Genomic DNA, 19,584 nt, shown 5'->3' with positions numbered 1-19,584 from the left:
CGAGGCCGGAGCCGCGGGCGATGGATCAGCGCCGGGCAGCGATCTGGGTCATGACCTGCTGGAGGAGACCGTGGGCCTGCTCCCTCCGGTCGGCCAGGCTCAGCCACGGCTGGGAAGAGGCGAACGGGGCGAGCGAGGCGAACACGCCGCCGGCCTGTTCGAGGTGGTGGCTCGCCCACAGCGCATGCGCGAGGTAACTCTCGTCCACGACAGGCCACTTACCCCGCCCGCCAGGCGCCGCCAGCCAGTGCTCGTAGGCCAGCAGGACATCCTGGAGCACCTCGCCATCCGACCACTGCCGACGCACCGCGTCCCTGCGCGACGCCGTGCGGTACCGCTCCACGTGCAGGTGCAAGGGAAGGGCATACAGGGGCGAACCCGCCGGCGCGGACCCCAGGTACGTCCGCAGGAAAGTCGTCGCGGTGCCGGGCCTGGCCAGCGCGAGCCAGAACCGGAACATCCGGTGATACGCCTCCCGGTTCCACAGGTCCGCCCGGCGCGCCTGCTCCAGCAGGCCCCACGGCCCGGGAGGCAGCATCGGGTCGGGAGCCGGCGCCCGGTGCTCGGGGCGGACCTGGCCCTGGTCGAGCCCGGCCAGGGCCAGCAGGCAGACCCACGGCACCGGATCGTCGGCGACAGTCGCGGCGGCACGCCAGCACGCCTCCCGCGCCGACTGCTCCAGCCACGCCAACTGCCGCGGATCAGCCTGCCGGGGGTCGACCAGGGCCACCACCTCGACGGCAGCCCTGGCCTGAAGCGTGGCCAGGCCCAGCCCCTCCGGCTCCTCCTGCTCCCAACGCCGAAGAACATCAGACCGGGCCGCCGCCGCACCGAGCACCTGGGTGCGTGAGGTCCACAGCGTCCAATCGCCCCAACTCGCCGCGAGCAACCCCCGTGCCGCCATCCACCGCCCCGCCCGCAGCTCCTCAACCGCGTTCCGGAGATCCCCGTCACGGCCGGCCGGATGGTACACAAGCCGCGCGTGGCTCTGTGTGGCTGCATTCATGAACCGTTCCTTCCGTGGGATCCGTGGGTTCCCGGCGTTGGCCAGCGGCTCGCAGGACGTCACCGTGATGACCTGCTCGATGGTGACCAGGTGCGCCCACGGGGTTTGCTTGGCCTCAACGGCGACGGCGATCAGCTGTCGGCAGGTCCGCTGGAAGTCCAGGTCGGCCGTACAGTGCACGGCCAGGTAGAGAGCCGCGTCTCCGCCCTCCCGGCCCACCATCACGTACGTCGGCCAGCCGTGGTCGCGGACGATCTCCCTCAGCCGGTCCAGGGGGAGGTGGCACTCCTCCAGGTACTGCTCCAGGCCGCTGTAGCCGCCGCCCGTCGCCAGGTGGGCCGTCAGGTAGCGCAGGCGCCCGGCCCGATGAAGGAGCTGGCGCGAGAGGAGCGCGCCGAGGCCCGCCACCGAACTGCCAGCACCGGAGACGGTATCCGCCTCGTCCAGGCAGTGCCCGACGTGGGCATCCCGGCCCGAACAGTCGGCCCTGGCCGGGATCGCGACGGTACGCAGGAGGGAGGTCATCAGATCACCATGAGGTTGGAGGAAGAAACGGGCCGTCCGTGACGCCGTCCAGCTGTGTACGGGGGCTACGGGCACCGACGGGCTGCGCTCACCACCACCCTGATGCGTCCGCGACGGCAAAACATGGCCAAACCTTGGCCAAATCACGGACTTGAGTGGCCTGCTTGTACGGCCAGGGCGGCGATTCAGGACGGTTTGACCGATTGGTTCTGCCCTTCAAAGGCTGGACGGTCATGCATTTGGCCAACTTTTGGCCATGGATCGCCGCCGGCGAGAGACCACAGTTGGACTGCGGGTAGGTCCGCCCGCGCCAGGGTCCCAGCCGCAGGGAGGAAGGCATGACTTTCCGTCCCCAATCACCGCAGGAGATCAGCATGTTGGGAACAGTCGTTGGAGAGCGCCACGTCGCGCTCGGCTCGACCCGGACATCCAGCCCCTGCGCAGCAGCCCGTGCGGCGGTCCGGGACACGGTGTCCGGATGGGTCAGCCCGCCGGTGCTCGACGATGCTGTCCTGGCAGTCTCCGAACTGGTCGGCAATGCCGAAGTGCACGGCGGCGGTGCTGTCGCGATGGTGATCGTCTGGGCCGATCAGGGCGTGGCCGTGACCGTGGTCGACGCGGGCTGCGGAGCATCGGCAATCGAGAAGTCGGCAGCGGCGTTGGGCGGTGTCGAGGACCGAGTTGATGACGAGGGCGGACGCGGGCTGCTCATCGTTGACGGGCTCTCCACCGCATGGTGGATTCGCCAGACGGAAAGCGGGACCGCTGTAAGCGCGGCCTTTCAGAGCGATGGGGTAAAGACCGCGTGACCGACGTACAGATGCCCCGGCACCGCCTGGCCCCAGGGCTGAGCGTGCACCCGTTCGGAATCAGCTGCGGTACGGCCGGCGCTGACGATCACACGGTCCTGGCGGCCATGAGGGCCGCTCTGGAAGACGGCGTGAATCTGTTCACCGCATTCGGCACCGAGCGCTCCGGCTGCCTCGGGCAGTCGGAGCGTCTGCTCGGAAGGCTCCTCGCCGACCACCCCGGGGCGGACATCCAGGTCGCCACGCACTTCGGTCCAGCGGGCAGTGCGCCGCACCGGTACGCCTTCCCGCACCTGCGCCACCAGTTGGAACAGGCGCTCGACAACCTGGGGGCGGAGCGGATCCCGGTGTTCGTGCTCCCCAGCCTCGACTTCGGCCCCGATGACCGCTACCTGGAACCTGCGGCGGAGACCCTGGGCACCTTCAGACACCTGGGAAGCGTTGGCGCGGTCGGCCTCTGTGCGCCCGATCCGATCGTCAGCCCGGGGCGCGGCGCATGGGCGAGGTTCACCGACGTCTTCGACGTGGTCCGGCCCGATATCGTGGTCGCCCGCTACAGCCCTGTCCTTCCGGCGGCTCCGGAAGAGGACATCTTCGCCTTCGCGACCCGTCGGCGGGTGGGCCTGATCCTCCGCACCCCGTTCGAGGCCGCCGTGGCAGGTGGCCTGACCGCGGGCCTGCCCGACGGCTGGAAAACCGCTGCGGCAGAGGAGTTGGAGCCGCTCCGGCGACGGCTCGCCGGCCTGCCGGGGGCCGAAGCGGCCCTTGCCGTCCGATACTGCACAAGCCGGGGTCCGGCCACAGCGGTTCTCGCGGCATCCGGCTCCAGTGAACACGTGACCCAGCTCGCGGCGGCGCTCCGTCGGATCGGTGCAGACGACCTGACCGAAGCCGGTGCCGCCTACGAGCGGATCCGAGCCAGGCTGGCGAGCGGCTCGTCTGAGCTTGGCCAGCTCTGACGAGCGGCCGGATCCCGGGCGCCTCGAGTGACGGCTGCCACGCAGGGTGTCAGCGCAGGACGACCTGCCGGAGCACGTCCCAGCGGTAGACGTGGTCCTCCCGCCGTAGTTCGACGAGATCAACTCTGGCGATCCGCAGCGGCACCGCCGGCCGGTCGCGCAGTCCGCGCACACGCTCCACCACGGGTGCCGCTGGCTGGGCCGCGGAGCTGTAGGCGATGCTCAGGTGAGGTCTGAACGCCGAGGTGCCGCGGCCTCCGGGCACGCCCGCCCGGCGGCCGCACACGGTGAGCATCTGGTGGAGTTCCACGAGACCACGCCAAGGGCCCAGCGAGAAACGTACGGCGCCCATGCTGCCGGAAAGGGGCTGGGCCGTTACCTCGAAGCTCCTCGGCCCGGCGTCCTCGACCGCCGCGGTGAGGCTGTCGAGCATGCGGGTCGACACGTCGGCTGCCTCACCGACACGGGCAAGGGTGACGTGGAGGCCGTCGGAAGGCACAGGGTCCAGTGCGAGCCCGGCCAGCGCCTCCTGGCAGAAACGGGCGCTGCCGATCAGGTCCGCCTCATCGGGGAAGGTCAGGAGCCAGTACAGGGCTCGCCGTTCGTCGTCCCACCCGGGCCGTTCCCAGTGGTTCTTGAGGACCTCTACCACGTCGAAAGCCGCGTGGTCATGCGCAGTGATGATCTCGGGATTATCGAGGCTGGCCGGCGGCCGCGGCGGGAAAGCACGCGTGTCGGTCAGCAGCATGCGACGCTCCTTACGTGGTGGTTCTCGCGGCAAGCCGAGCGACCCGCGGGTCCGATTCCCAGACATGCAGCTGGGCCGCATAGTCTCGCACTTCGGGCTTCCGGCGCCACTTCGATGCCTGGTCCAGCAGTTCCTGGCCCCGCTGGTGCACCGACCGGATCGGTGTCATTCCGTCGGCGGTCAGTGCCCGGGCGCCCAGGCGCATCGCCTGTTCCAGGTCAGGGCTCCTGCCCTGGAGATGGGCGGAGGCGAGGTCGAGACCGACCAGGGCACGGGTCCACCGTGACTCCGACGAGGCGACCATCGGTGCGATCTCATCGGCCAGCTCGAACACGCGCCGGGTGTTCCCGAGCGACAGCTGAGCCGTGATCGCGTTCGCCAGCGTCCGCGGCACCGAGTACGGCCCCAGAGAGATACAGGAGCTCACGCCGTCCGGCAGACCGTCGCTTCGGTCGCTCAGAGCCAGGGCCGCGGCGATCGCGTGATCTGCCTCCCTGGCGCGCCCCATGCGGGCCAGGGCCCGGGCCCGGCCGTTGACGAGCGGTCTGATGGCGAGGGGGCTGGTGGGCGCAAGGTCGACCGCCATACGCGCGGCGTGCTCCGACTCCTCGTAGCGCTTGAGGTAGTACAGCCGGAACGCCTGCGTACCGAGGGTCCAGATCCGCAGATCAGTGTCCCCGAGGTCCGTCGCGATGGTCCACGCCTCGCGCAGGTGCGCGTCCGCCGCGGCGAACCTCCCGGCCGCCGTAGCCATGTACCCCAGGAGCGCCGAGGCCCGGCCGGCAAGGTGCAGAAGGTGTTCCTGCTCGCGAAGGGACCGATGGCCACCGCTCAAGGCTCCGAGCATCGTGTGGACGAACAGGGTCTCGCGCGACAGCTGGTGCGGACCGAGCTCCTCGTAGTCCTCGATGACCTCGTCCAGCTTGCGGACCATCACGGCCAGCGCCTCCGGGCTGACACCCGGCGTCGGCCTGACGGACCGCGCCGCGGCGGGGCTGAACGAGTCGAGAGGGCCGGTCTGCTCGCCGACGTCTTCGAAAAGCTCCCTCGCCGGTACGTCGAACATGAAGGACAGGACACGTCCCGTCTCCCACCTCGGCTTGTGCATCTCGCCTGTGCGCGTCCAGCGGTCATACGTCCGGCGCGCTACCGTCACCTGGAGCAGATCCGGGTTTCCATCCTCCGTGGCGGCCCTGGTCCGGGCCTCGGCCAGGGCGATGTCGAAGTCCGGGTACCTGTCCCAGCCGCGTTCCTTGCACAGCAGGGCAATGCGCAGCACAACGAGCACCTCTTCCCCTGGATGGATGCCGGCCTCGCGCGCGACGGTTCAACGAGCGGCGACGGCCTCGGCACACTTCGTGAGACTCTAGAATGCTCGTCAGACGCCCTGCCAGCAATGGACTTCACGAAGTTGGTGGCGCAAATTGCGCGGGGCCCTCTTGCCCGTGAGCGGGCTTGCCCGGGAAACTGCCGCCATGCCTAGGAGACAGCCGACAGCCTCAGCAACACGTACGGAGCTGGGCAGCCTGCTGCGACGTCTCCGCACCCGGGCCGGCCTGACTGGTCCTCAGGTCGCGGCCAGCACGGGTATCGACCCAGGGACGCTCAGCCGGTACGAGCACGGGCTACGCAAAATCGAACCCCCGACCGCCGAAGCACTGCTAGACCTGTACCAGGCACCCGGACCCGCGAGGGAGACCGTTGTCTCGCTCGTCGAGGCAGACGCCAGCACCAGGTCCCAGCCGTCATGGTGGAGACGTTTCCCGCTGCCCGACGACTTCGGCGCCTACCTCGCGGAGGAGCGGGAGGCAGTCCGGATCAGGTCGGTCGAACCCCATCTGGTACCCGGTCGGCTACAGACGGAAGAAGTCGCCGCAGCCGTGATCTCGGGCATGCGACCCGACCTTCCCGCGCACGAGGTCGCCGACCTCGTCGACCTGCGCATGCGCCGACAGAACGAGGTTCTGCCGGCGGAACAGCACATTCTGCTCGGTGCCGCCGCGCTCTCGCTCCTGGACGTAACACATGCCGCCCGTCTCCAGCTCCAGCGCCTTCTGGACGCGGCAAACCAGCCCGGGCTGACCATCCGGGTGCTGCCGCCCGATGTCTGCTATCACCCGGGACTCACCGTGCCGTTCGTCCTGATGGACCCGCCCGTCGGCGGCCAGCCGTCCGTATGGGTGGAGCTGATGGACCGGAGCGTTCGTCTGTCGGACAGAGCGGCAGCCGCCGGACGGTACGAGACGGCATTCGCCAGGGTGGAGAGTCTCGCGCTGACAGCCGCCGAAACGCAGGACCACCTTGCCCGCCTGATCGAGGAGTCACCGTGACGACCAAGCCGTACGAACTGATCGCAGCCACCAGGACGCCCGACATGACAGACGCAGTGTGGACCAAGTCCAGCCACAGCGGTGGCGGCGGCAACTGTGTTGAGTTGGCCACGTCTGAGGGATGGGTTCTGGTGAGGAACTCGCGATGGCCGGAGGCAGGCGTTCTCGTTCTCGATCCAGTGGCCGCGGACTGTTGGCTGCGAGGCGCGAGGGACGGTGAGTTCGACTTCGGTCTGCTGCCGTGACCGCTCGCTATGGCTCTGCTCCGGTTGCCGCGGATGGTGCCTTGAGGTCAGGGCCCGACTGAACCTCAGCTCCTTGGCCGCGCCTGCCAACCGGCGGTGACGAGCCCCATGTCCGGCCGCGTTGGGCACCGTTCTTCCCGCACTCGGGGAGAACGGTTCGTCAACCTGGCGCGGTTGTACTCAACCTCGATGAAGCGGAAGACGTCGGCTCGGGCCGCTTCGCGGCTCTCCCAGACGGTGGTGCCGATCTCCGCCTTCAGCAAGCCGAAGAAGCTCTCGGCTGCGGCGTTATCGCAACAGTTCGTCCTATGCTTTGCCTCAGGTTCAACTTCCTTATCTCCCAGCGGAATTCGCCGCTCGTGTACTCGCTGCCCCGGTCGGTGCGCATGATGCAGCCGGGCTCAGGGCGCCGTGGCCGGCTGCCATCTTCAGGGCGTCGGTGACCAGTTCGGCGTGGTGGTGGTCGGCCATGATGTCCTGCTTCGTCAGGCGGTCGCGCGTGCGGCGGGTGACGCCCGGGATGTCGCGCTCGCGCATGATCCGCTCGACCTTCTTCCGGTTGATCGCATGGCCCTTGCGCCGCAGCGCGGCATGCACGCGCGGGGCACCGGAGGTGCCCCGGGAGGTGCCGTGGATCTCGCGGATCTCCGCGGCCGGCTCGTCCTCGACGCGCTGCCGTTCGGCCGTCGCCGGCCGGGAGCCCAGCCAGGCGTAGTAGGTGGAGCGGTTGATGCCCATGACACGGCGCATCAAGGCGACGCTGAAGCCGCCGGGGTTGGCCTCGGTCGCCTTCTCCGCATCGATGAAGCGGCACACGATGCCTACTTCATCGTCCTTCGCGAAGAAGGCGAGGCCTTTTTCAAGATCTCGATGGTCTGCTGCTGTTCCCGATTTCTCTTGCGCAGCCGCGCGAGCTCCTCCCGCTCGGCCGTCGTGAGCGCGCCCGCAGGGCCCTCACCCCGGTCAACCCGGGACTGCTTCACCCAGCCACGCAGCCCCTCCGGACCCCCAGTTTCCGGGCGATCTCGGTGACGGTCCGATGCGGCAAGGATCGGACGAGCGCGATCGCGTCCCGTTTGAACTCCGCCGTGTACCGCTTACTCATGTTGCTCTTGCCACTCAACCTGGACTTTTCCGCCGGGACCCAACCGTCCCAGTATCAGGCTGTCCAGTTCAGCGGAGGAACTTCAGCCCCAGGCTCCTCTTCCGGAAGGACACCGCATGACCGTGCGCACCCGCCAGTTCCCGCTTCGCGGATGGACGTTCGCCCTCACCACCGGCCCCGGCCGTCTGAATGCTGCCCTCACCCGCCCCCGCCCCCTGGACCCGGACCGGTGGGACGGCCCCCAGCCCGCCTTCGCCCTCACCGTCCGCGCGGCCCTCACCGACACCTACGTCACCGACCCCGCCCCTGAGCGGTGCGCCCTGCGCCACTACCCCCACCGCGTGTGGCAGCGCTGGGCCCACCGCCACCCCGACGCGGCCCTCCAGCCGGCAGGTCCCGTCGCCACCGGGCCCCGGGACCGCTCCGGCCGCACGCTCACAGCCGGGCCGTGGAGCGCCACCCTCGACCAGTCCGGCATACGGGTGCGACGCCTGCCCGAGTTCGACTGCGACTGGCACGCGCCCGTCACCGACGAGGACTGCCTCCCCGCCGGCCGCTACGCCTTCGAACCCGAGCCCCGCCCCCGCGCCGTGTGCACCTGTCCCCGAATCCGACCCTGGTTGCGCGTGCACCTCACCCGGCCCGAGCGCATCCCCGCCCAAGCGCCGTTCTGACAGGCCCCCGCACCCCGTCCCCGGGCGGGTCCGGCACACCGGCGGCCGGGACCCCGCACACCACCACCCGACACCCCGCCACACGGTGGCCCCGGCCCGGCCCTGCTCCGTTGAGGGTTGACCGGCCCGTCACCGGTTCGACTGTGCGTCTTGTGCCCGCCCGTCGGCCGTGACCACCCCGGCCGTACGGGCTTCCCCCGGTGCCTCCCCACCCCGGCCCCCGGCGGCGGGTCGGCGCCGCCCGTGCCGCCCCGTCACCCACGGCTCGACCCTCGAAACCGTGGTCACCTACGTGTCCCCGGTACCGCTGTTCTTCTCGGGATCCGAGGCGGCCGCCCACGGCCAGGCCGACATCGACCGCCCCGAGGCCGACCGCCTGGTCGACAAGATCATCCGCACGCGGCGGGACATCCGCCTCGGCTGAGCCTGCTGAGTCGCCGGATTGAGCTCGCCCAGCTGATCGTCACCCACGTCACCCTCCGCCGGGACGGCATCGACGTGCGCCTGGTCGACCATGGTTGATGGGTCACCTCATCAGGCCCCGCCATCAGACCAACGAGCATCATCTTCGATGGTCACGCTTCCGGCGACGCAGCCAAGCCCGAGCCCGTCGCTCTCACTACAAACGTCGAGGCCAGATCCCCCAGATGCGGTTGCAGTACTAACCCCGTCGTACGGAGCACCGCGCTCCTGCGGCGGGGTTCTTCTTTTTCACAAGCAGATCGGCGAAGCCGATCTCGGGTGCCTCCCAGAAGAGCACTGCCTGCTGGTCAGTGCCGGGCCCTACAGAGCCTTCACAGGCCCTGTTCCACGCTCCGCGGGAGGCAACCATGTCCGAGAACAGCGAGCGCGTGCTGCTGCACGTCAAGTTCCTCAACGACCACCTCGAGCCGACCGTCGAAGGCGTCCGCACCGGCGCGAGCCTCCGCGTCGTCGCGCGCACCGCACCCGATGGCCGCGTGACCGTGTCGGGCTCCGTGTCGCACCGCGTGCACCGGATGCGCGCCTCCGGAAGGGTCCTTCACCACTGGCAGACCCAGCAGGCGTTCTCGCTGCTGCGCACCAAGGCAGACCTCGTGGTGCTGCGCATGCTGGAGAAGGCCAGCCGGAAGAACCGCACCCAGCACCTCTTCGCTGGCGGCGAGCGCCAGCTCGCGGGGCTGCTGTACCGGCTCGGGGAGCAGACCCTGCTGGCTCCGATGTGCCACTACATGTGGGACGCACACCGTCAGAACACCCGCGTCGTCGAGGGCCCCGAGTTCCAGGACCTCGAAGGCGGGATCCAGGCCCAGATGAGCTCGATCCTCCAGGCCCTCCAAAGCGAAATCCTGCACCTGATCGGCGACCTCCCAGCCGCCGGGGAGCGGTTCCCGCTGCTGAAGCAGGTCTCTCCTATCGGGCTCGCACACTCGGGCCAGATGCACTACCTGGACGCCGAGGACTACAAGACGGTCGCAGAGAAGGTGCTCGGCAAGACCCGGTACCGCAAGCCGCTGGCGCGCGAGATCCAACGCCTGACCGAACACATGCTGACCAAGCAGGACTGGCATCGTCAGCCCCACGACATGAGCGTGCTGAACTGGTTTCGCCTGTTCCGCGGGCTCGTGCCGATCGACTGGATCATCGAGTCGATGCGCCGCACCGAGACGAACCACTACATCGGCCTCAAGCCGGCCGAGCTCGTGCAGGCCCGTGCGCTGTTCCGCCGCGTGCCCCAGCCGATCCTGGGGCGGATCCTCGCCGAGCCGGCCACGCAGAGCGTCCGGATCATCGGGGACACCGTACGGGACCTCGGCAACGTCCATATGCAGCTGCGCGACCTGGACCTCCTGCCCGAACTGATCAAGGCCCGGGGGCAGCGCCGCATCCGCGGCGCTCAGGACCTGGAGACCTTGGTGCGCTCGATGCCCGAGACCCGGGTGGAGAGCCGCTCGTTCGCGCGCTCGAACCAGGCGATCAGCGCCATGATTGACGAGGCGAACGCTCTGCACGAGATGCACAGCTACAACGAGCAGATCGCCCGGCTCGAAGGCCGTGACCTGCCGGTCGCGACCTGGGAGCTGTGGAAGGACCGAGCATTCCGCGAGGCCGCCGACGATTTCCTGATCGAGCACCGGCGGGCGCTGATGACAGCCCAGCAGCGCGAATGCGAGGCGTGGGCCGGACGCTACCACCAGAAGCAGCTGGCCCGCGAGAAGGAGCGGGCCGCCTGGGCCGCGGACGTCGCCGAGAAGCTCGACGGCATGCACGTCGGCGGGTTCCGGCTCGTCGTCGCACGCGACACGGACACTCTGGCCCGATGGGGATCGCAGCTCAACAACTGCATCGCCGGCTACACACACAGGCTGGGCCTGGACGTCTTCGTCGCCGTGATCGACGACCAGGGCGACTCCGCCGGCCGCGTACGGCTCAACATCGAGATCAACCGCGAGGGCGGCATCATGCAGTTCCTCGGCACCAACAACCGCGACGCGGTCAAGGTGAAGGAGCTGGGGAAGGGGCCTGCTCAGCTGGTGCTCGATGCCATCACCGGCGCCGGGATCCCGGTCCACGAGCACGCGCTCGGACTGCGGCAGCTCGCGATGCCGGGCCGGAACGCGGTGACTGCATGACCGAGACCCCCCGGCCGCAGCCCCGTGCAGCGCCGGGAGGGCTTCTTACCTGTACAGGTGAAGATCCGCAGCCGCGGATCCGGGTCGACTTCGCAGTCCTGGCCCTGACCTCGAGGAGACGACCGTGACCCAGACCAATAATCTGAAGCCGATGTTCCGAGACGAGCTCGGCTTCCTCTCCAACTTCGACGACACGCCCTTCGCGATGCCCCTGCTCGCCGGAAGCGGCACGGTCGCCTCCGGCGAGCATGCCTTCAACGCACTGAAGACGATCGACCCCGTCGAGCGGGCCCGTGTGCTCGGCGAGGCCACACCCGGCGGCGCGAAGCGCGAGGGCCGACGCGTCTCGCTGCGCCCGGGATGGGACACCGGCGGGCGTGTGCGCGCGATGCAGCAGGTGCTCGTCACGAAGTTCGCGCTGCCCGACCTGGCCGCGCGGCTGGAGGCCACCGGCGACCTTGAGCTCGTGGAGACCAACCACTGGCACGACCAGTTCTGGGGCTCGTGCTTCTGCCCGGCCCACGCCGGGACGCCGGGCCGGAACATGCTCGGAGAGCTGCTCATGGCGATCCGGGACCATCGACGGTAGAGCGGCGGACCAGCGGAACCCGACCCGGCGCATCCGCATCGGGCCGGGTTCCCCCCTTCTTCCCCTGCTACTCGTCCAGCTCTTCGGCGCTGCGATGACGAATGCGATCGCAGTAGCGCCCACGACGCCGAATCCACGAGGACAGCGAGGAGTGAGCCAGTAGGGCGCGGGCGTCGGCCCGGAAATTCCCGAGAAGGCGAGCGGCACAGGCCTCTCCCTGGACCTCCCACCACCATCACCCTGAAACGCCGAAGTCAGTGCCTCTGTGCGTCGGCAGTAATTCCGCAAAGCCCCCGCCTACTGAGCATGTTGGCCGCCGGGCGGGGCTCTCTCTTTTTCTGCGTGATCAGCGGAGCTGATCCGGACTGGTCTTCGAAAGATCACGTCCACGCCAGGAGCGCAGTCCTGAGCCAGACTCTCGAACCCACTGAACCCTGACAGACGGAGCACATGCACCGCGACTGCGTTCCGGACCTGGGGCCGAGCGGCGGCCGTCGCCTTGCTGACCGGCGACACCTTCACCACCCCCGGGCCGGGCGCCTTCATCAACGGCTCCGGATCACGTGGCCACGTCGAACCCGGACCGGTCCAGACGGCTGAACAGGGACGCACGGAGACCATCGATGGCGCCGCAGCGCCGCGACCAAAGCACGGACCTCAGGAGAACGCACGATCATGAGCTTCCTCAGCAGCATCGGCTTCATCGAGACCGAAGAGCAGGAGCGCACCCGGCTGGCCCAGGCCCCCGAAGGCTCACTGAACCGCTACCTGTCCACCCTGCCCGTGACTATCGACGAGTGGGCCAAGGACCTGCTCGTCGAGCTGCCCTGGCAGCAGCCGCACACTGACCGGGCCTACCGCATCGTCGTCGTTCCGATCGAGTTCCGCGAGGATGCTCTGCCCGAGGGGGTCGAGGAGGAGCCGCTGCCGCGCAAGCTCCACTCCGGCTCCTGGATGTGTGCCGTGGTGTTCTCCGACCACCCGGGCTATTCGGCCGGCGGTTTCCGCATCGACGTCCCGGCCGCCGAGATCGCCCGAGGTCGGAAGGTCGACCTCGCTGGGGCTCTGACCGCGTTGCCAAGTGTGTCCGGCGAGACTCCACACGCGCCGGAACCGCTGTGCGGCTCGTGTGAGGACTCTGGCCTGATCACGCACTATCACCCGTCCACGGACGGGATCACCGGCTACAGCCGGTGCGACGACGCGCAGTGTGTGGCCCGAGCCGCGAAGCGCGCGGCCGAGCACGAGCGCAAGCGCGCCGCCGAAGAGGCCGCAGCCGCCGCTCACGTGTGCGCCGGTCATCTCTGCTGCCCTCCGTTCTAACACCGCGGCGCCCCGTGTCCGGGGCCTTCGGCCGGTCCCTCCCCGTTCGAGGTGGGGCTGAGTACTGACCGCACGCCGGCCGACGTGCGGTCACCACGGCAGCACTTGGGAAGGAACCCCAGACCATGACCACCACCACGGCCCGCAGCATCGTGCGGGAGATCGTCACCCGCTCCTACCGCCGCTACACGCCGACCAACGGCCGTGCGCCGCAGGGCGCCGAGTACGGCGCGGACGGCTGGCTGTTCGACCTGCCCGGCGAGACCCTCAGCGGCCGCGGGTTCCCACAAGCCACGTATGCCGCCTACCAGGTCTCGGAACACGGGATGCTGTTCTGGCAGGTGCGCGAAGTCAGCGGAGAGCGGCGGCAGTGCGGCAGCCGGAGCACGACCCGTAAGGGTGCGCTCGCGCTCGCGGTCGGGCACGTGGCCACCCAGCGCGAGAAGGCCGCGCCGGCAGCTCGAGACCAGTGCACCCGTGCGCACAGCACCGCGTGGCGTCCGGCCGCCGAAAGTGCAGAGCCCCTCCAGGTACCGGCCACCGTCGACGAGCGACTGGCGCGCATACGCGCGGGTCAGCTCGCCGCACTGCCGACCGTCGCGGAAATCCAGATGGCGTACCCGCTCGCCGGCGGCGGCGCCACCCTGCGGCTGATGTCCGCCGAGGGCAGCACGACCGAACGCCACATGATCCCGCTCACGGAGAGTGGTGCGGCCGGCCGGGAGAACGACCCGGCCGGGATCTACCTGGACACCATCACCGACGGCGCGAACACGGAGGGACTGAAGATCGCCGCCGGGTGGCACCTGACGCGGCTTGGATTCAACTGCGCGCACGGCGTGGTCTGGGTGCCCCACACGGGCAACCCGACGAGCGAGGCGCAGTGGAGGGAGTGGGCGCCGTTCCTGCCCGAGGGTCACCGGTGGCCGCACACGGTACGCGTCACCATCGTGCCGACCGCCGAGCACCTCGCCTACATCGACCGCGCGTACGGTCCCGCGCCGGAACTTCCGGACCTTCCTGCCGGCGTGAGCGCACACCCGTCCGGTCCGCACTCCTGGCAGATCTGCTATGCCAACCGCCGGTTCTGGCAGCTCTCCTACCGGCCCCGGATGGGCGGCGACGTGTGGACCCTGTACGCCGACCAGGCCCGCACCAAGCCCCTTGCCAGGGCTGCGAGTGCCGATGAGCTCATCGCCACCATCCCCGCCCGCGACGCCGAAGCGCAGGCCCGCGCAGCGGCCCGCGGTAGTTACTGAGTTGCGGCACCGTGACGGACCACCGCGGCTCGCGGCCGGTTGGTCCGTCACGGATCCGTTCCGGAGCTGGGGCCGCGTCCTGCCACCCGTGCTCCAAGGCGACGGAGCGAGACGAGCCCCCCGCGACCCGCCCCGCCCGAGCGCGCTGTCGGAGCAGCCAGGGTCGCCTTCGAATTTGCTGGAGGCTACGGCCGCATTGGACCTACCGTCCTGCGCAGAGAGAAGTCCGCTGACTCACGGTCAAGAAAGATCCGCAGCTCACCGACTGGGGGAAATAGAGGAATGAGCGCTGGCGTCAAGAGCGGTCAGATGAAGAATGGCGGGGAGCTGAAGGAGCTGTCCGCGTTCATGCTGGGCCCGGACAAGGCCACCCTCGGCCGCATGATCGGATATTTCAGCGTTTCGGGTAAGTACCTCCACCCGAGGGAGCTGAAGGAGTTCTGGGAGACCCTGAAGCCCATGGAGAGGGCCTGGTTCCGCCGCGAGATGAGGACGCGGGCGGAGACGCTCTGATCCTGAAATGGGCGAGGTAAGGAGTGTGAGGGTAGGACAGTGCCAAGTGTATCAGCAGCATCAGCACAAAGGATATTACGTCGTAGGTGATCCCGAATGGATCGACAGGGAGATCGAATTGCGGTAGGCGGAATCGGATAAGGCGCGGGCAGCGCGCTGCAAGGCAGCGCCGGGAGTCTCACTGCCGAATCCATCAAATAGTTCCCGGGGAGTCCGCCATGCCCGAACGCACCGAGCGCACCCTGCTGTACATCAAGTATGTCGACGACGCCTTGGCCGAGCAGGGTGTCGCTGCAGTCGAAGGTGCGATCTCCGGGATGAGTCTGAGGATCCTGGCGCGGGCTCTGCCTGATGGCCGGACGTCCGTCGCTGTCTCGCTCTACAGGCGCGTTCACCGCATGCGCGCCTCGGGCAAGGCGTTTCACTACTGGACCTCCGAGAAGCTCACGTCAATGACCCGCACGAAGAAGGACCTCGTCGTCCTGCGAGAGATCGACCGCCGCAAAGGTAAATCCACCACCCACCATGTCTTCTCAGAGACTGAGGTTGAGCCCTGGATCCGCAGGCTGTCCGGGACGCTGCAGAGCTGGATCCGCAGCAACCCACAGGCTCGCCAGCTCGAAGGGCCGGAGCCTGCGGGAGTCGGCAACGCTATGGACCAGGCGATCGCCGCGATCCGCGAACACATCGGCGAGCTGCCGGACTGGAACGACCGCTTCCCGCTGCTCGAGGACTACCGGATGTATCCTCCGGCCTCCGACTACATGCCCTATCTCGATGCCCACGACCATGCGCAGGTCGCGAAGAACCTCTTCGGCGTGCGCACCTACCGTCGGCCGCTGGCCCGCGAGGTGCAGCGTTTGGACATCAGCACCCTGAGCTGGTTCGCCCTGTTTCGCGGGCTGGTGCCCGTGGACTGGCTCATCGATGCCATGCGCACCATGATCTGCGGTTCGTCGTCGCCCGGGATGCCGAGACACTCTCCCGCTGGGGCGCGATGCTCAACAACTGCATCGGCGGGTACGCCGGCGAACTGGAGCTGGATGTGTTCGCCGCGGTCTGCGAAGCGGACGGACGCGTACGACTGAACCTTCAGATCACGCAGTCGCACGGCGTGGAGCAGATCCTCGGCAAGTACAACCGCGACGCCGTGCGCGAGCTCGGTGAAGCGGCCCAGCACGTCGTCGACGGGCTGGCTGCCATGGAAATCAGCTTCCACTCGGATGCTCTGGGTATGGACGGACTGCGACTACCCCAGGGGACTCACTGACGCCGGATCTCTACGAGGACCCCGACCTGGTGCTCCGGCATCAGGCCGGGGTCCTTCGCTTGGCCCCTGAATCACCCCTGAACCACCCACAGGAGGCTCCACCATGCCCGATGTATCCGAATACACGCCCCACAGCATTTACGTGCTGGAGCCACATGTTGAATACGTTAGCGCCGAAAACGGATACATCCCGATCGAATCCATCGCCGGGCGCATCTACGGTAAGCCGTACAGCTCGCTGCGCGGATGCCAACGGGACGACGAACACATTGGCAATGACAGTGTGAAGCTCTACGAGCTCGCCTCCGACGAGGAATACCTGCAGGCGGTCGATGACTTCGACGCCGTCACGATCTACCTGGGCTGGGACTCCCGCACGGGCACGAGCGTCTACAAGTCCGGCATGACAGCGCTGGAGTACTGGCTGAGTATCCGCGTTGCCGATGAGAGCGCACCGGCCACCGTCGAGGCCAACCCGCCGCCGACGCAAGACCTCGAAAACGCAGTGTTCGAGGACCGGTTCTTCGCCGATCGCGCCTTCTCGCCGTCGCTGAGACTGATTCTCGGCGACCTCATCCGCCGCGGCGAGCTGCCGCGCGGCAACTATCTGTACCGGCACTGGTGGTGACTGATTCCTGCGAAGGTCACGGCGGTCGACGATCCGGAAATTGACGACAATGCCTGTGCCTTCCGTGGACTCCCAGGAGCCACGGGGGAACGCTTCGGCCGGTATTCGGTACCCCGAGAGCGCAGATGGAAGGCGAAGAAAGAAGTTACTGCGGCTGGCGGATCGCGGAGTCATCCGGCCTGGTCGTGGACGTGGTGGGTGCGACGGCGGCCGTGCTGGCGGCGTTCCGTTCGGACGTCCCAGCCCAGCTGGTCGGCTTCGTGCACCAGGCCGGCCGCGTTCTTGGGCATGCCTTCCAGCGCTACGGCGGCCGCGTCGGCACCGATGGCTGCTGCGCATCCGCCGCAGCGTCCCGCGCGTGCTTCCTCGCGCTGGCACGCCAGGCACGACTCGGCTGTCGACTCCTTCCCGCGCCATGCCGAAGTGTCGTCGCTGCCGGCGTCAGAAGGATCGGTTTGTCCTTGCGTGATCGTCATCGCTTCATCTCCAAGGCGTCTGCGGGTGTTCCGGTGGTCTCCTGATGCGGCGCGATGATCAGTCGACGTGATCCGTTGATTGCCCGGACCGCCCTGCGCTTCGGGCTTCAATGGCCCAGGACATGAGCGAGGGTGGGCCATGTCTCGAAGGTCTCCAGCGTCAGGACATTGCAACGGCGCACGACCGCGGGAATGTTCAGCAGCGTGAGGTGGATGTAGACCATGTGCATGGCCTGCGGCGATATGTCCTCCGCCGTCACGTGCAACTGCGTCTGCGGGTTGAGGCCGTGCTCGAGCATGACCTCAGACAGGGCGATCATGAATGAGCCCGCTCCGCAGGCGGGCTCGTAGACATCGGCGAATCCCCGGTGCCTGACTTGCTCGGTCACCGTGCGGATCTCCATCCGAGCCATCAAACGGGCGACGTCATAGGGCGTGTAGACCTGGCCCAGCGCCTCGTTGCCGAGCTCCAGCTCCATGTAGAGGTGGCCAAGTACGTCACGGGGACCACGCTGCAACTCCATGGTCAGCAGCGCCAGGGCGCGCGCGAAGCGGTTCAGCTCTTCTCCACCGTAGCGACCGGCGATCTGGAGGTACTGTCTTTCGCGCGCTTCCCAGGACGTGCTTCCACGGACGTCCACGGCGTTGCGCAGAGCAAGCGCCGCCATCTCGACGAAGTGGTCGAAGACATCGCTCATCCGCTTCGCGCCGGTGTTCGCGGCCAGCAACGTCACGATCTCGCGGTTGGCACTCATGGTCTGGGCCTGGGAGGCGTTCACCGCACGGCGTGCTCGTCGTGCAGGGTGGCAGCCTTCTTCCACCAGTCCTCGCGTATGCCGGCGTCATCGCGGGCTCGCGCGCACTGGCCGCGCTGGTCGCCCATGCCGCCGGCCAACGGCGCGTGCAAGTGGGGGACGGATGCCAGAAGCAGTGCGGCGTAGTCCTGGCCGCCGAGGAAGATGACATCCGCGTCGTCCAGGCCGAGGCCCGCCGCTTGCCAGCGGATCGTCTCCGGCGCGACGGCCTCCTCGTCCTTGAGTGTGACGTCGTAGGGGTGCAGGGGCCGGTCGAGCGGGACGAGGCCGTGGAGCGCGGAGGCGATGAAGATCAGCGCGGAGTCGGTCAGGGCGTCCGCGGCGGCGCGCAGGGACCGGTGGTAGTCGCCGATGTAGAGCTCGCCAGCCGGGTGGCCAGGAAGCGGGTTGCCGTACTCGTTGACGCCTGGAGCTGGCAGCTTCTTCTCCCCGCAGGCGATGACCACGACGCGCCGCCGGTGGACAGCGATGTTCCCGCGCTGTCGGGCGTAGAGCCGCCCGGCCTTCGTGAGGTAGAGAGGGCGGCCCGTCGCCTCCCATGTGGCCTCGCTCTTGTCGTGTGGCTCGGGCCGGATGGCGGCGTAGCCGCTCGCGACGACCTTCCGCAGGGTGGAGCCCCGGAACCATGCCTCGCCGGCACGGTAGGCCGGATCATCCTGGCCGGGGACGTTCTGGTCGGGGCGCCGCGCGGCAGCGAGCACTGCCTCGTGCTGCCGGCCAGGCAGCTTCGGCAGGGCGCGTGGGGCGTCCGCCAGCGCAGCACGGCCCGGATTCTCCTTCCGCCAGGCGCCGAGGGCCATCCAGCCGGCCTCGATCATCCGGTGGGTACCGCGGTCGGCGGTGTGCGGGACGAGCAAGCCGTCGGACATCAGCTTGGCGAGCGCTGCGGGGTGCCCGGCAACGAGGCCGTCGTCGTTGGCGTCGAGGATCTTCGCGCCGGTAGGGCTGAGGCCGTGACTCATCTGGTGGTTTCCTCGTATCTCTGGGGTAGACGGTGAGGGTGAACGGGGCCCATGTCGCGGAGCTGGAAGAGCGGGCCCAGCCAGCAGAACCCGCGTGCGCCGCAGGCCGATGGTCCGCGCGTACTTGTGGCAGCCGCCGTGGTACGCCGTCGTTGCCCCGACATCTTCGAGTGCCCGAGCGAGCCATCGCGCGCCGTCTTCCTCAGCTCGGCGGGCGGTGGCTCCGAGTGCGGTGAGCCGCCGTTCGACTGCCGCATGGCCAGTCTCGTCTCGGCGGACCTTGGCTGCTGCGCGGTCGCTCAGTACGGTGGCGTCAGGAAGTACAACCAGGCGCCGGGCGCGGGTGCGGCCGAGATAGGCGAAACCCAGGCCGTGGCCGTAGACATGGCCGATGTGCCCCGGCATCACGTACGACGGGCCGTCGGCCGAGATCCTCACCCGCGGGACGGGATCGGCGTGCGCGACGATCCCTCGGATTCCCCTGGCGGCGGCGTCCTGGAATGCTCTCGCGCAGGCCCAGGATTCGCCGTTCGAAGCCACTGAGTCAAGAAGACACATACGCGAGAGCTCAAGCGATTCCTTGAGCGGGACCAGGTCCGGGAACACGTTGAGGACAGCGGTGTTCATCGGAACCCCGAGGGCGAGCACCCCGACCAGCCGACCGCCTTCGGGCTCACCGGGCCCAGGAAGCTGGTCGACGCGCTGGAGACCGTACGCGAGCCGTACGACCGGCCAG

23 protein-coding genes are annotated in these 19,584 nt (G+C 68.6%); 14 read left to right on the top strand and 9 right to left on the bottom strand.

Annotation, left to right across the window (positions count from 1 at the left end; genetic code table 11):
- Positions 1 to 25: 25 nt before the first annotated feature.
- Positions 26 to 1,531 carry a hypothetical protein gene (locus ACIO5D_RS16540; RefSeq protein WP_400795793.1) on the bottom strand — a complete coding sequence of 502 codons (1,506 nt, stop codon included), beginning with the start codon at positions 1,529 to 1,531 and terminating at the stop codon, positions 26 to 28.
- A 338-nt stretch (positions 1,532 to 1,869) separates the two neighbouring features.
- Here ACIO5D_RS16540 and ACIO5D_RS16535 point away from each other — a divergent pair, with 338 nt between their 5' ends.
- Positions 1,870 to 2,340, top strand: coding sequence for an ATP-binding protein (locus tag ACIO5D_RS16535; RefSeq protein ID WP_400795790.1), 471 nt, complete (start codon positions 1,870 to 1,872; stop codon positions 2,338 to 2,340).
- Positions 2,337 to 3,299, top strand: a complete 963-nt coding sequence (locus tag ACIO5D_RS16530) for an aldo/keto reductase (RefSeq protein WP_400795787.1) — start codon at positions 2,337 to 2,339, stop codon at positions 3,297 to 3,299. The genes ACIO5D_RS16535 and ACIO5D_RS16530 overlap by 4 nt, the downstream gene beginning before the upstream one ends.
- A 49-nt stretch (positions 3,300 to 3,348) precedes the next feature.
- Here ACIO5D_RS16530 and ACIO5D_RS16525 read toward each other — a convergent pair whose 3' ends face one another.
- Positions 3,349 to 4,047: a 2'-5' RNA ligase family protein gene (locus ACIO5D_RS16525; RefSeq protein WP_400795785.1), complete on the bottom strand. Its 699-nt coding sequence runs from the start codon at positions 4,045 to 4,047 to the stop codon at positions 3,349 to 3,351.
- A 10-nt stretch (positions 4,048 to 4,057) separates the two neighbouring features.
- Positions 4,058 to 5,326, bottom strand: a complete 1,269-nt coding sequence (locus ACIO5D_RS16520; protein WP_400795782.1) for a hypothetical protein — start codon at positions 5,324 to 5,326, stop codon at positions 4,058 to 4,060.
- A 196-nt stretch (positions 5,327 to 5,522) separates the two neighbouring features.
- Between ACIO5D_RS16520 and ACIO5D_RS16515 the strand changes: the two genes are divergently transcribed.
- Together ACIO5D_RS16515 and ACIO5D_RS16510 are read left to right on the top strand one after the other, a co-directional pair.
- Complete coding sequence (locus tag ACIO5D_RS16515) at positions 5,523 to 6,377, top strand: helix-turn-helix domain-containing protein (protein WP_400795779.1); 855 nt, start codon at positions 5,523 to 5,525, stop codon at positions 6,375 to 6,377.
- 44 nt (positions 6,378 to 6,421) lie between these two features.
- Positions 6,422 to 6,622 carry a DUF397 domain-containing protein gene (locus ACIO5D_RS16510; protein WP_400796081.1) on the top strand — a complete coding sequence of 67 codons (201 nt, stop codon included), beginning with the start codon at positions 6,422 to 6,424 and terminating at the stop codon, positions 6,620 to 6,622.
- A 65-nt stretch (positions 6,623 to 6,687) separates the two neighbouring features.
- Here ACIO5D_RS16510 and ACIO5D_RS16505 read toward each other — a convergent pair whose 3' ends face one another.
- The 3 genes from ACIO5D_RS16505 to ACIO5D_RS16495 all read right to left on the bottom strand — a co-directional run bounded on the left by ACIO5D_RS16505 (position 6,688) and on the right by ACIO5D_RS16495 (position 7,727).
- On the bottom strand, positions 6,688 to 6,966 hold the full coding sequence (locus ACIO5D_RS16505; protein ID WP_400796079.1) for an IS3 family transposase: 279 nt from the start codon (positions 6,964 to 6,966) through the stop codon (positions 6,688 to 6,690).
- Positions 6,956 to 7,438, bottom strand: coding sequence for an IS3 family transposase (locus ACIO5D_RS16500; RefSeq protein ID WP_400795777.1), 483 nt, complete (start codon positions 7,436 to 7,438; stop codon positions 6,956 to 6,958). The genes ACIO5D_RS16505 and ACIO5D_RS16500 overlap by 11 nt, the downstream gene beginning before the upstream one ends.
- Positions 7,439 to 7,601: 163 nt before the next feature.
- A complete protein-coding gene (locus tag ACIO5D_RS16495) occupies positions 7,602 to 7,727 on the bottom strand; it encodes a transposase (protein WP_400796076.1) in 126 nt (41 codons plus the stop codon).
- A 116-nt stretch (positions 7,728 to 7,843) separates the two neighbouring features.
- Between ACIO5D_RS16495 and ACIO5D_RS16490 the strand changes: the two genes are divergently transcribed.
- The 10 genes from ACIO5D_RS16490 to ACIO5D_RS16445 all read left to right on the top strand — a co-directional run bounded on the left by ACIO5D_RS16490 (position 7,844) and on the right by ACIO5D_RS16445 (position 16,595).
- Complete coding sequence (locus tag ACIO5D_RS16490) at positions 7,844 to 8,401, top strand: hypothetical protein (RefSeq protein ID WP_400795774.1); 558 nt, start codon at positions 7,844 to 7,846, stop codon at positions 8,399 to 8,401.
- Between the two features lie 280 nt (positions 8,402 to 8,681).
- On the top strand, positions 8,682 to 8,825 hold the full coding sequence (locus tag ACIO5D_RS16485) for a hypothetical protein (RefSeq protein ID WP_400795771.1): 144 nt from the start codon (positions 8,682 to 8,684) through the stop codon (positions 8,823 to 8,825).
- A gap of 406 nt (positions 8,826 to 9,231) precedes the next feature.
- A complete protein-coding gene (locus ACIO5D_RS16480; RefSeq protein WP_400795768.1) occupies positions 9,232 to 11,013 on the top strand; it encodes a PcfJ domain-containing protein in 1,782 nt (593 codons plus the stop codon).
- 124 nt (positions 11,014 to 11,137) lie between these two features.
- Positions 11,138 to 11,602: an NADAR family protein gene (locus ACIO5D_RS16475; RefSeq protein ID WP_400761773.1), complete on the top strand. Its 465-nt coding sequence runs from the start codon at positions 11,138 to 11,140 to the stop codon at positions 11,600 to 11,602.
- A 675-nt stretch (positions 11,603 to 12,277) separates the two neighbouring features.
- Positions 12,278 to 12,925, top strand: a complete 648-nt coding sequence (locus tag ACIO5D_RS16470) for a hypothetical protein (protein ID WP_400795765.1) — start codon at positions 12,278 to 12,280, stop codon at positions 12,923 to 12,925.
- 125 nt (positions 12,926 to 13,050) lie between these two features.
- Positions 13,051 to 14,184, top strand: a complete 1,134-nt coding sequence (locus tag ACIO5D_RS16465; protein ID WP_400795762.1) for a hypothetical protein — start codon at positions 13,051 to 13,053, stop codon at positions 14,182 to 14,184.
- A 282-nt stretch (positions 14,185 to 14,466) separates the two neighbouring features.
- Positions 14,467 to 14,697, top strand: coding sequence for a hypothetical protein (locus ACIO5D_RS16460; protein ID WP_400795760.1), 231 nt, complete (start codon positions 14,467 to 14,469; stop codon positions 14,695 to 14,697).
- Between the two features lie 218 nt (positions 14,698 to 14,915).
- The gene (locus tag ACIO5D_RS16455; protein WP_400795757.1) at positions 14,916 to 15,785 is read left to right on the top strand and encodes a hypothetical protein; all 870 of its coding nucleotides are present in this window, start codon (positions 14,916 to 14,918) and stop codon (positions 15,783 to 15,785) included.
- A 26-nt stretch (positions 15,786 to 15,811) separates the two neighbouring features.
- Positions 15,812 to 15,967, top strand: a complete 156-nt coding sequence (locus ACIO5D_RS16450) for a hypothetical protein (RefSeq protein WP_400795755.1) — start codon at positions 15,812 to 15,814, stop codon at positions 15,965 to 15,967.
- Positions 15,968 to 16,070: 103 nt separating this feature from the next.
- Positions 16,071 to 16,595, top strand: coding sequence for a hypothetical protein (locus tag ACIO5D_RS16445; RefSeq protein ID WP_400795752.1), 525 nt, complete (start codon positions 16,071 to 16,073; stop codon positions 16,593 to 16,595).
- Between the two features lie 170 nt (positions 16,596 to 16,765).
- On the opposite strand, the gene ACIO5D_RS16440 is transcribed toward ACIO5D_RS16445, so the two are convergent.
- From ACIO5D_RS16440 to ACIO5D_RS16430, 3 genes are all read right to left on the bottom strand, one after another.
- Positions 16,766 to 17,071, bottom strand: a complete 306-nt coding sequence (locus ACIO5D_RS16440) for a hypothetical protein (protein ID WP_400795750.1) — start codon at positions 17,069 to 17,071, stop codon at positions 16,766 to 16,768.
- A gap of 107 nt (positions 17,072 to 17,178) precedes the next feature.
- On the bottom strand, positions 17,179 to 17,826 hold the full coding sequence (locus ACIO5D_RS16435; RefSeq protein ID WP_400795747.1) for an N-6 DNA methylase: 648 nt from the start codon (positions 17,824 to 17,826) through the stop codon (positions 17,179 to 17,181).
- A gap of 20 nt (positions 17,827 to 17,846) precedes the next feature.
- Positions 17,847 to 18,848, bottom strand: a complete 1,002-nt coding sequence (locus ACIO5D_RS16430; protein WP_400795744.1) for a DUF6884 domain-containing protein — start codon at positions 18,846 to 18,848, stop codon at positions 17,847 to 17,849.
- Between the last annotated feature and the right edge of the window lie 736 nt (positions 18,849 to 19,584).

Origin of the sequence: Kitasatospora sp. NPDC087315, assembly GCF_044744345.1 — a bacterium.
Lineage (GTDB): Bacteria > Actinomycetota > Actinomycetes > Streptomycetales > Streptomycetaceae > Kitasatospora.
Note: the sequence above shows the minus strand (reverse complement) of the source record. Positions and strands in the feature narration are given on the sequence as shown.

Excerpts from the sequence above, each read along its gene's own strand:
- ACIO5D_RS16540 (WP_400795793.1), bottom strand. The coding sequence starts at position 1,531 with ATGACCTCCCTCCTGCGTACCGTCGCGATCCCGGCCAGGGCCGACTGT.
- ACIO5D_RS16535 (WP_400795790.1), top strand. The coding sequence starts at position 1,870 with ATGACTTTCCGTCCCCAATCACCGCAGGAGATCAGCATGTTGGGAACA.
- ACIO5D_RS16525 (WP_400795785.1), bottom strand. The coding sequence starts at position 4,047 with ATGCTGCTGACCGACACGCGTGCTTTCCCGCCGCGGCCGCCGGCCAGC.
- ACIO5D_RS16515 (WP_400795779.1), top strand. The coding sequence starts at position 5,523 with ATGCCTAGGAGACAGCCGACAGCCTCAGCAACACGTACGGAGCTGGGC.
- ACIO5D_RS16510 (WP_400796081.1), top strand. The coding sequence starts at position 6,422 with ATGACAGACGCAGTGTGGACCAAGTCCAGCCACAGCGGTGGCGGCGGC.
- ACIO5D_RS16495 (WP_400796076.1), bottom strand. The coding sequence starts at position 7,727 with ATGAGTAAGCGGTACACGGCGGAGTTCAAACGGGACGCGATCGCGCTC.
- ACIO5D_RS16490 (WP_400795774.1), top strand. The coding sequence starts at position 7,844 with ATGACCGTGCGCACCCGCCAGTTCCCGCTTCGCGGATGGACGTTCGCC.
- ACIO5D_RS16480 (WP_400795768.1), top strand. The coding sequence starts at position 9,232 with ATGTCCGAGAACAGCGAGCGCGTGCTGCTGCACGTCAAGTTCCTCAAC.
- ACIO5D_RS16470 (WP_400795765.1), top strand. The coding sequence starts at position 12,278 with ATGAGCTTCCTCAGCAGCATCGGCTTCATCGAGACCGAAGAGCAGGAG.
- ACIO5D_RS16465 (WP_400795762.1), top strand. The coding sequence starts at position 13,051 with ATGACCACCACCACGGCCCGCAGCATCGTGCGGGAGATCGTCACCCGC.
- ACIO5D_RS16460 (WP_400795760.1), top strand. The coding sequence starts at position 14,467 with ATGAGCGCTGGCGTCAAGAGCGGTCAGATGAAGAATGGCGGGGAGCTG.
- ACIO5D_RS16455 (WP_400795757.1), top strand. The coding sequence starts at position 14,916 with ATGCCCGAACGCACCGAGCGCACCCTGCTGTACATCAAGTATGTCGAC.
- ACIO5D_RS16445 (WP_400795752.1), top strand. The coding sequence starts at position 16,071 with ATGCCCGATGTATCCGAATACACGCCCCACAGCATTTACGTGCTGGAG.
- ACIO5D_RS16440 (WP_400795750.1), bottom strand. The coding sequence starts at position 17,071 with ATGACGATCACGCAAGGACAAACCGATCCTTCTGACGCCGGCAGCGAC.
- ACIO5D_RS16435 (WP_400795747.1), bottom strand. The coding sequence starts at position 17,826 with ATGAGTGCCAACCGCGAGATCGTGACGTTGCTGGCCGCGAACACCGGC.
- ACIO5D_RS16430 (WP_400795744.1), bottom strand. The coding sequence starts at position 18,848 with ATGAGTCACGGCCTCAGCCCTACCGGCGCGAAGATCCTCGACGCCAAC.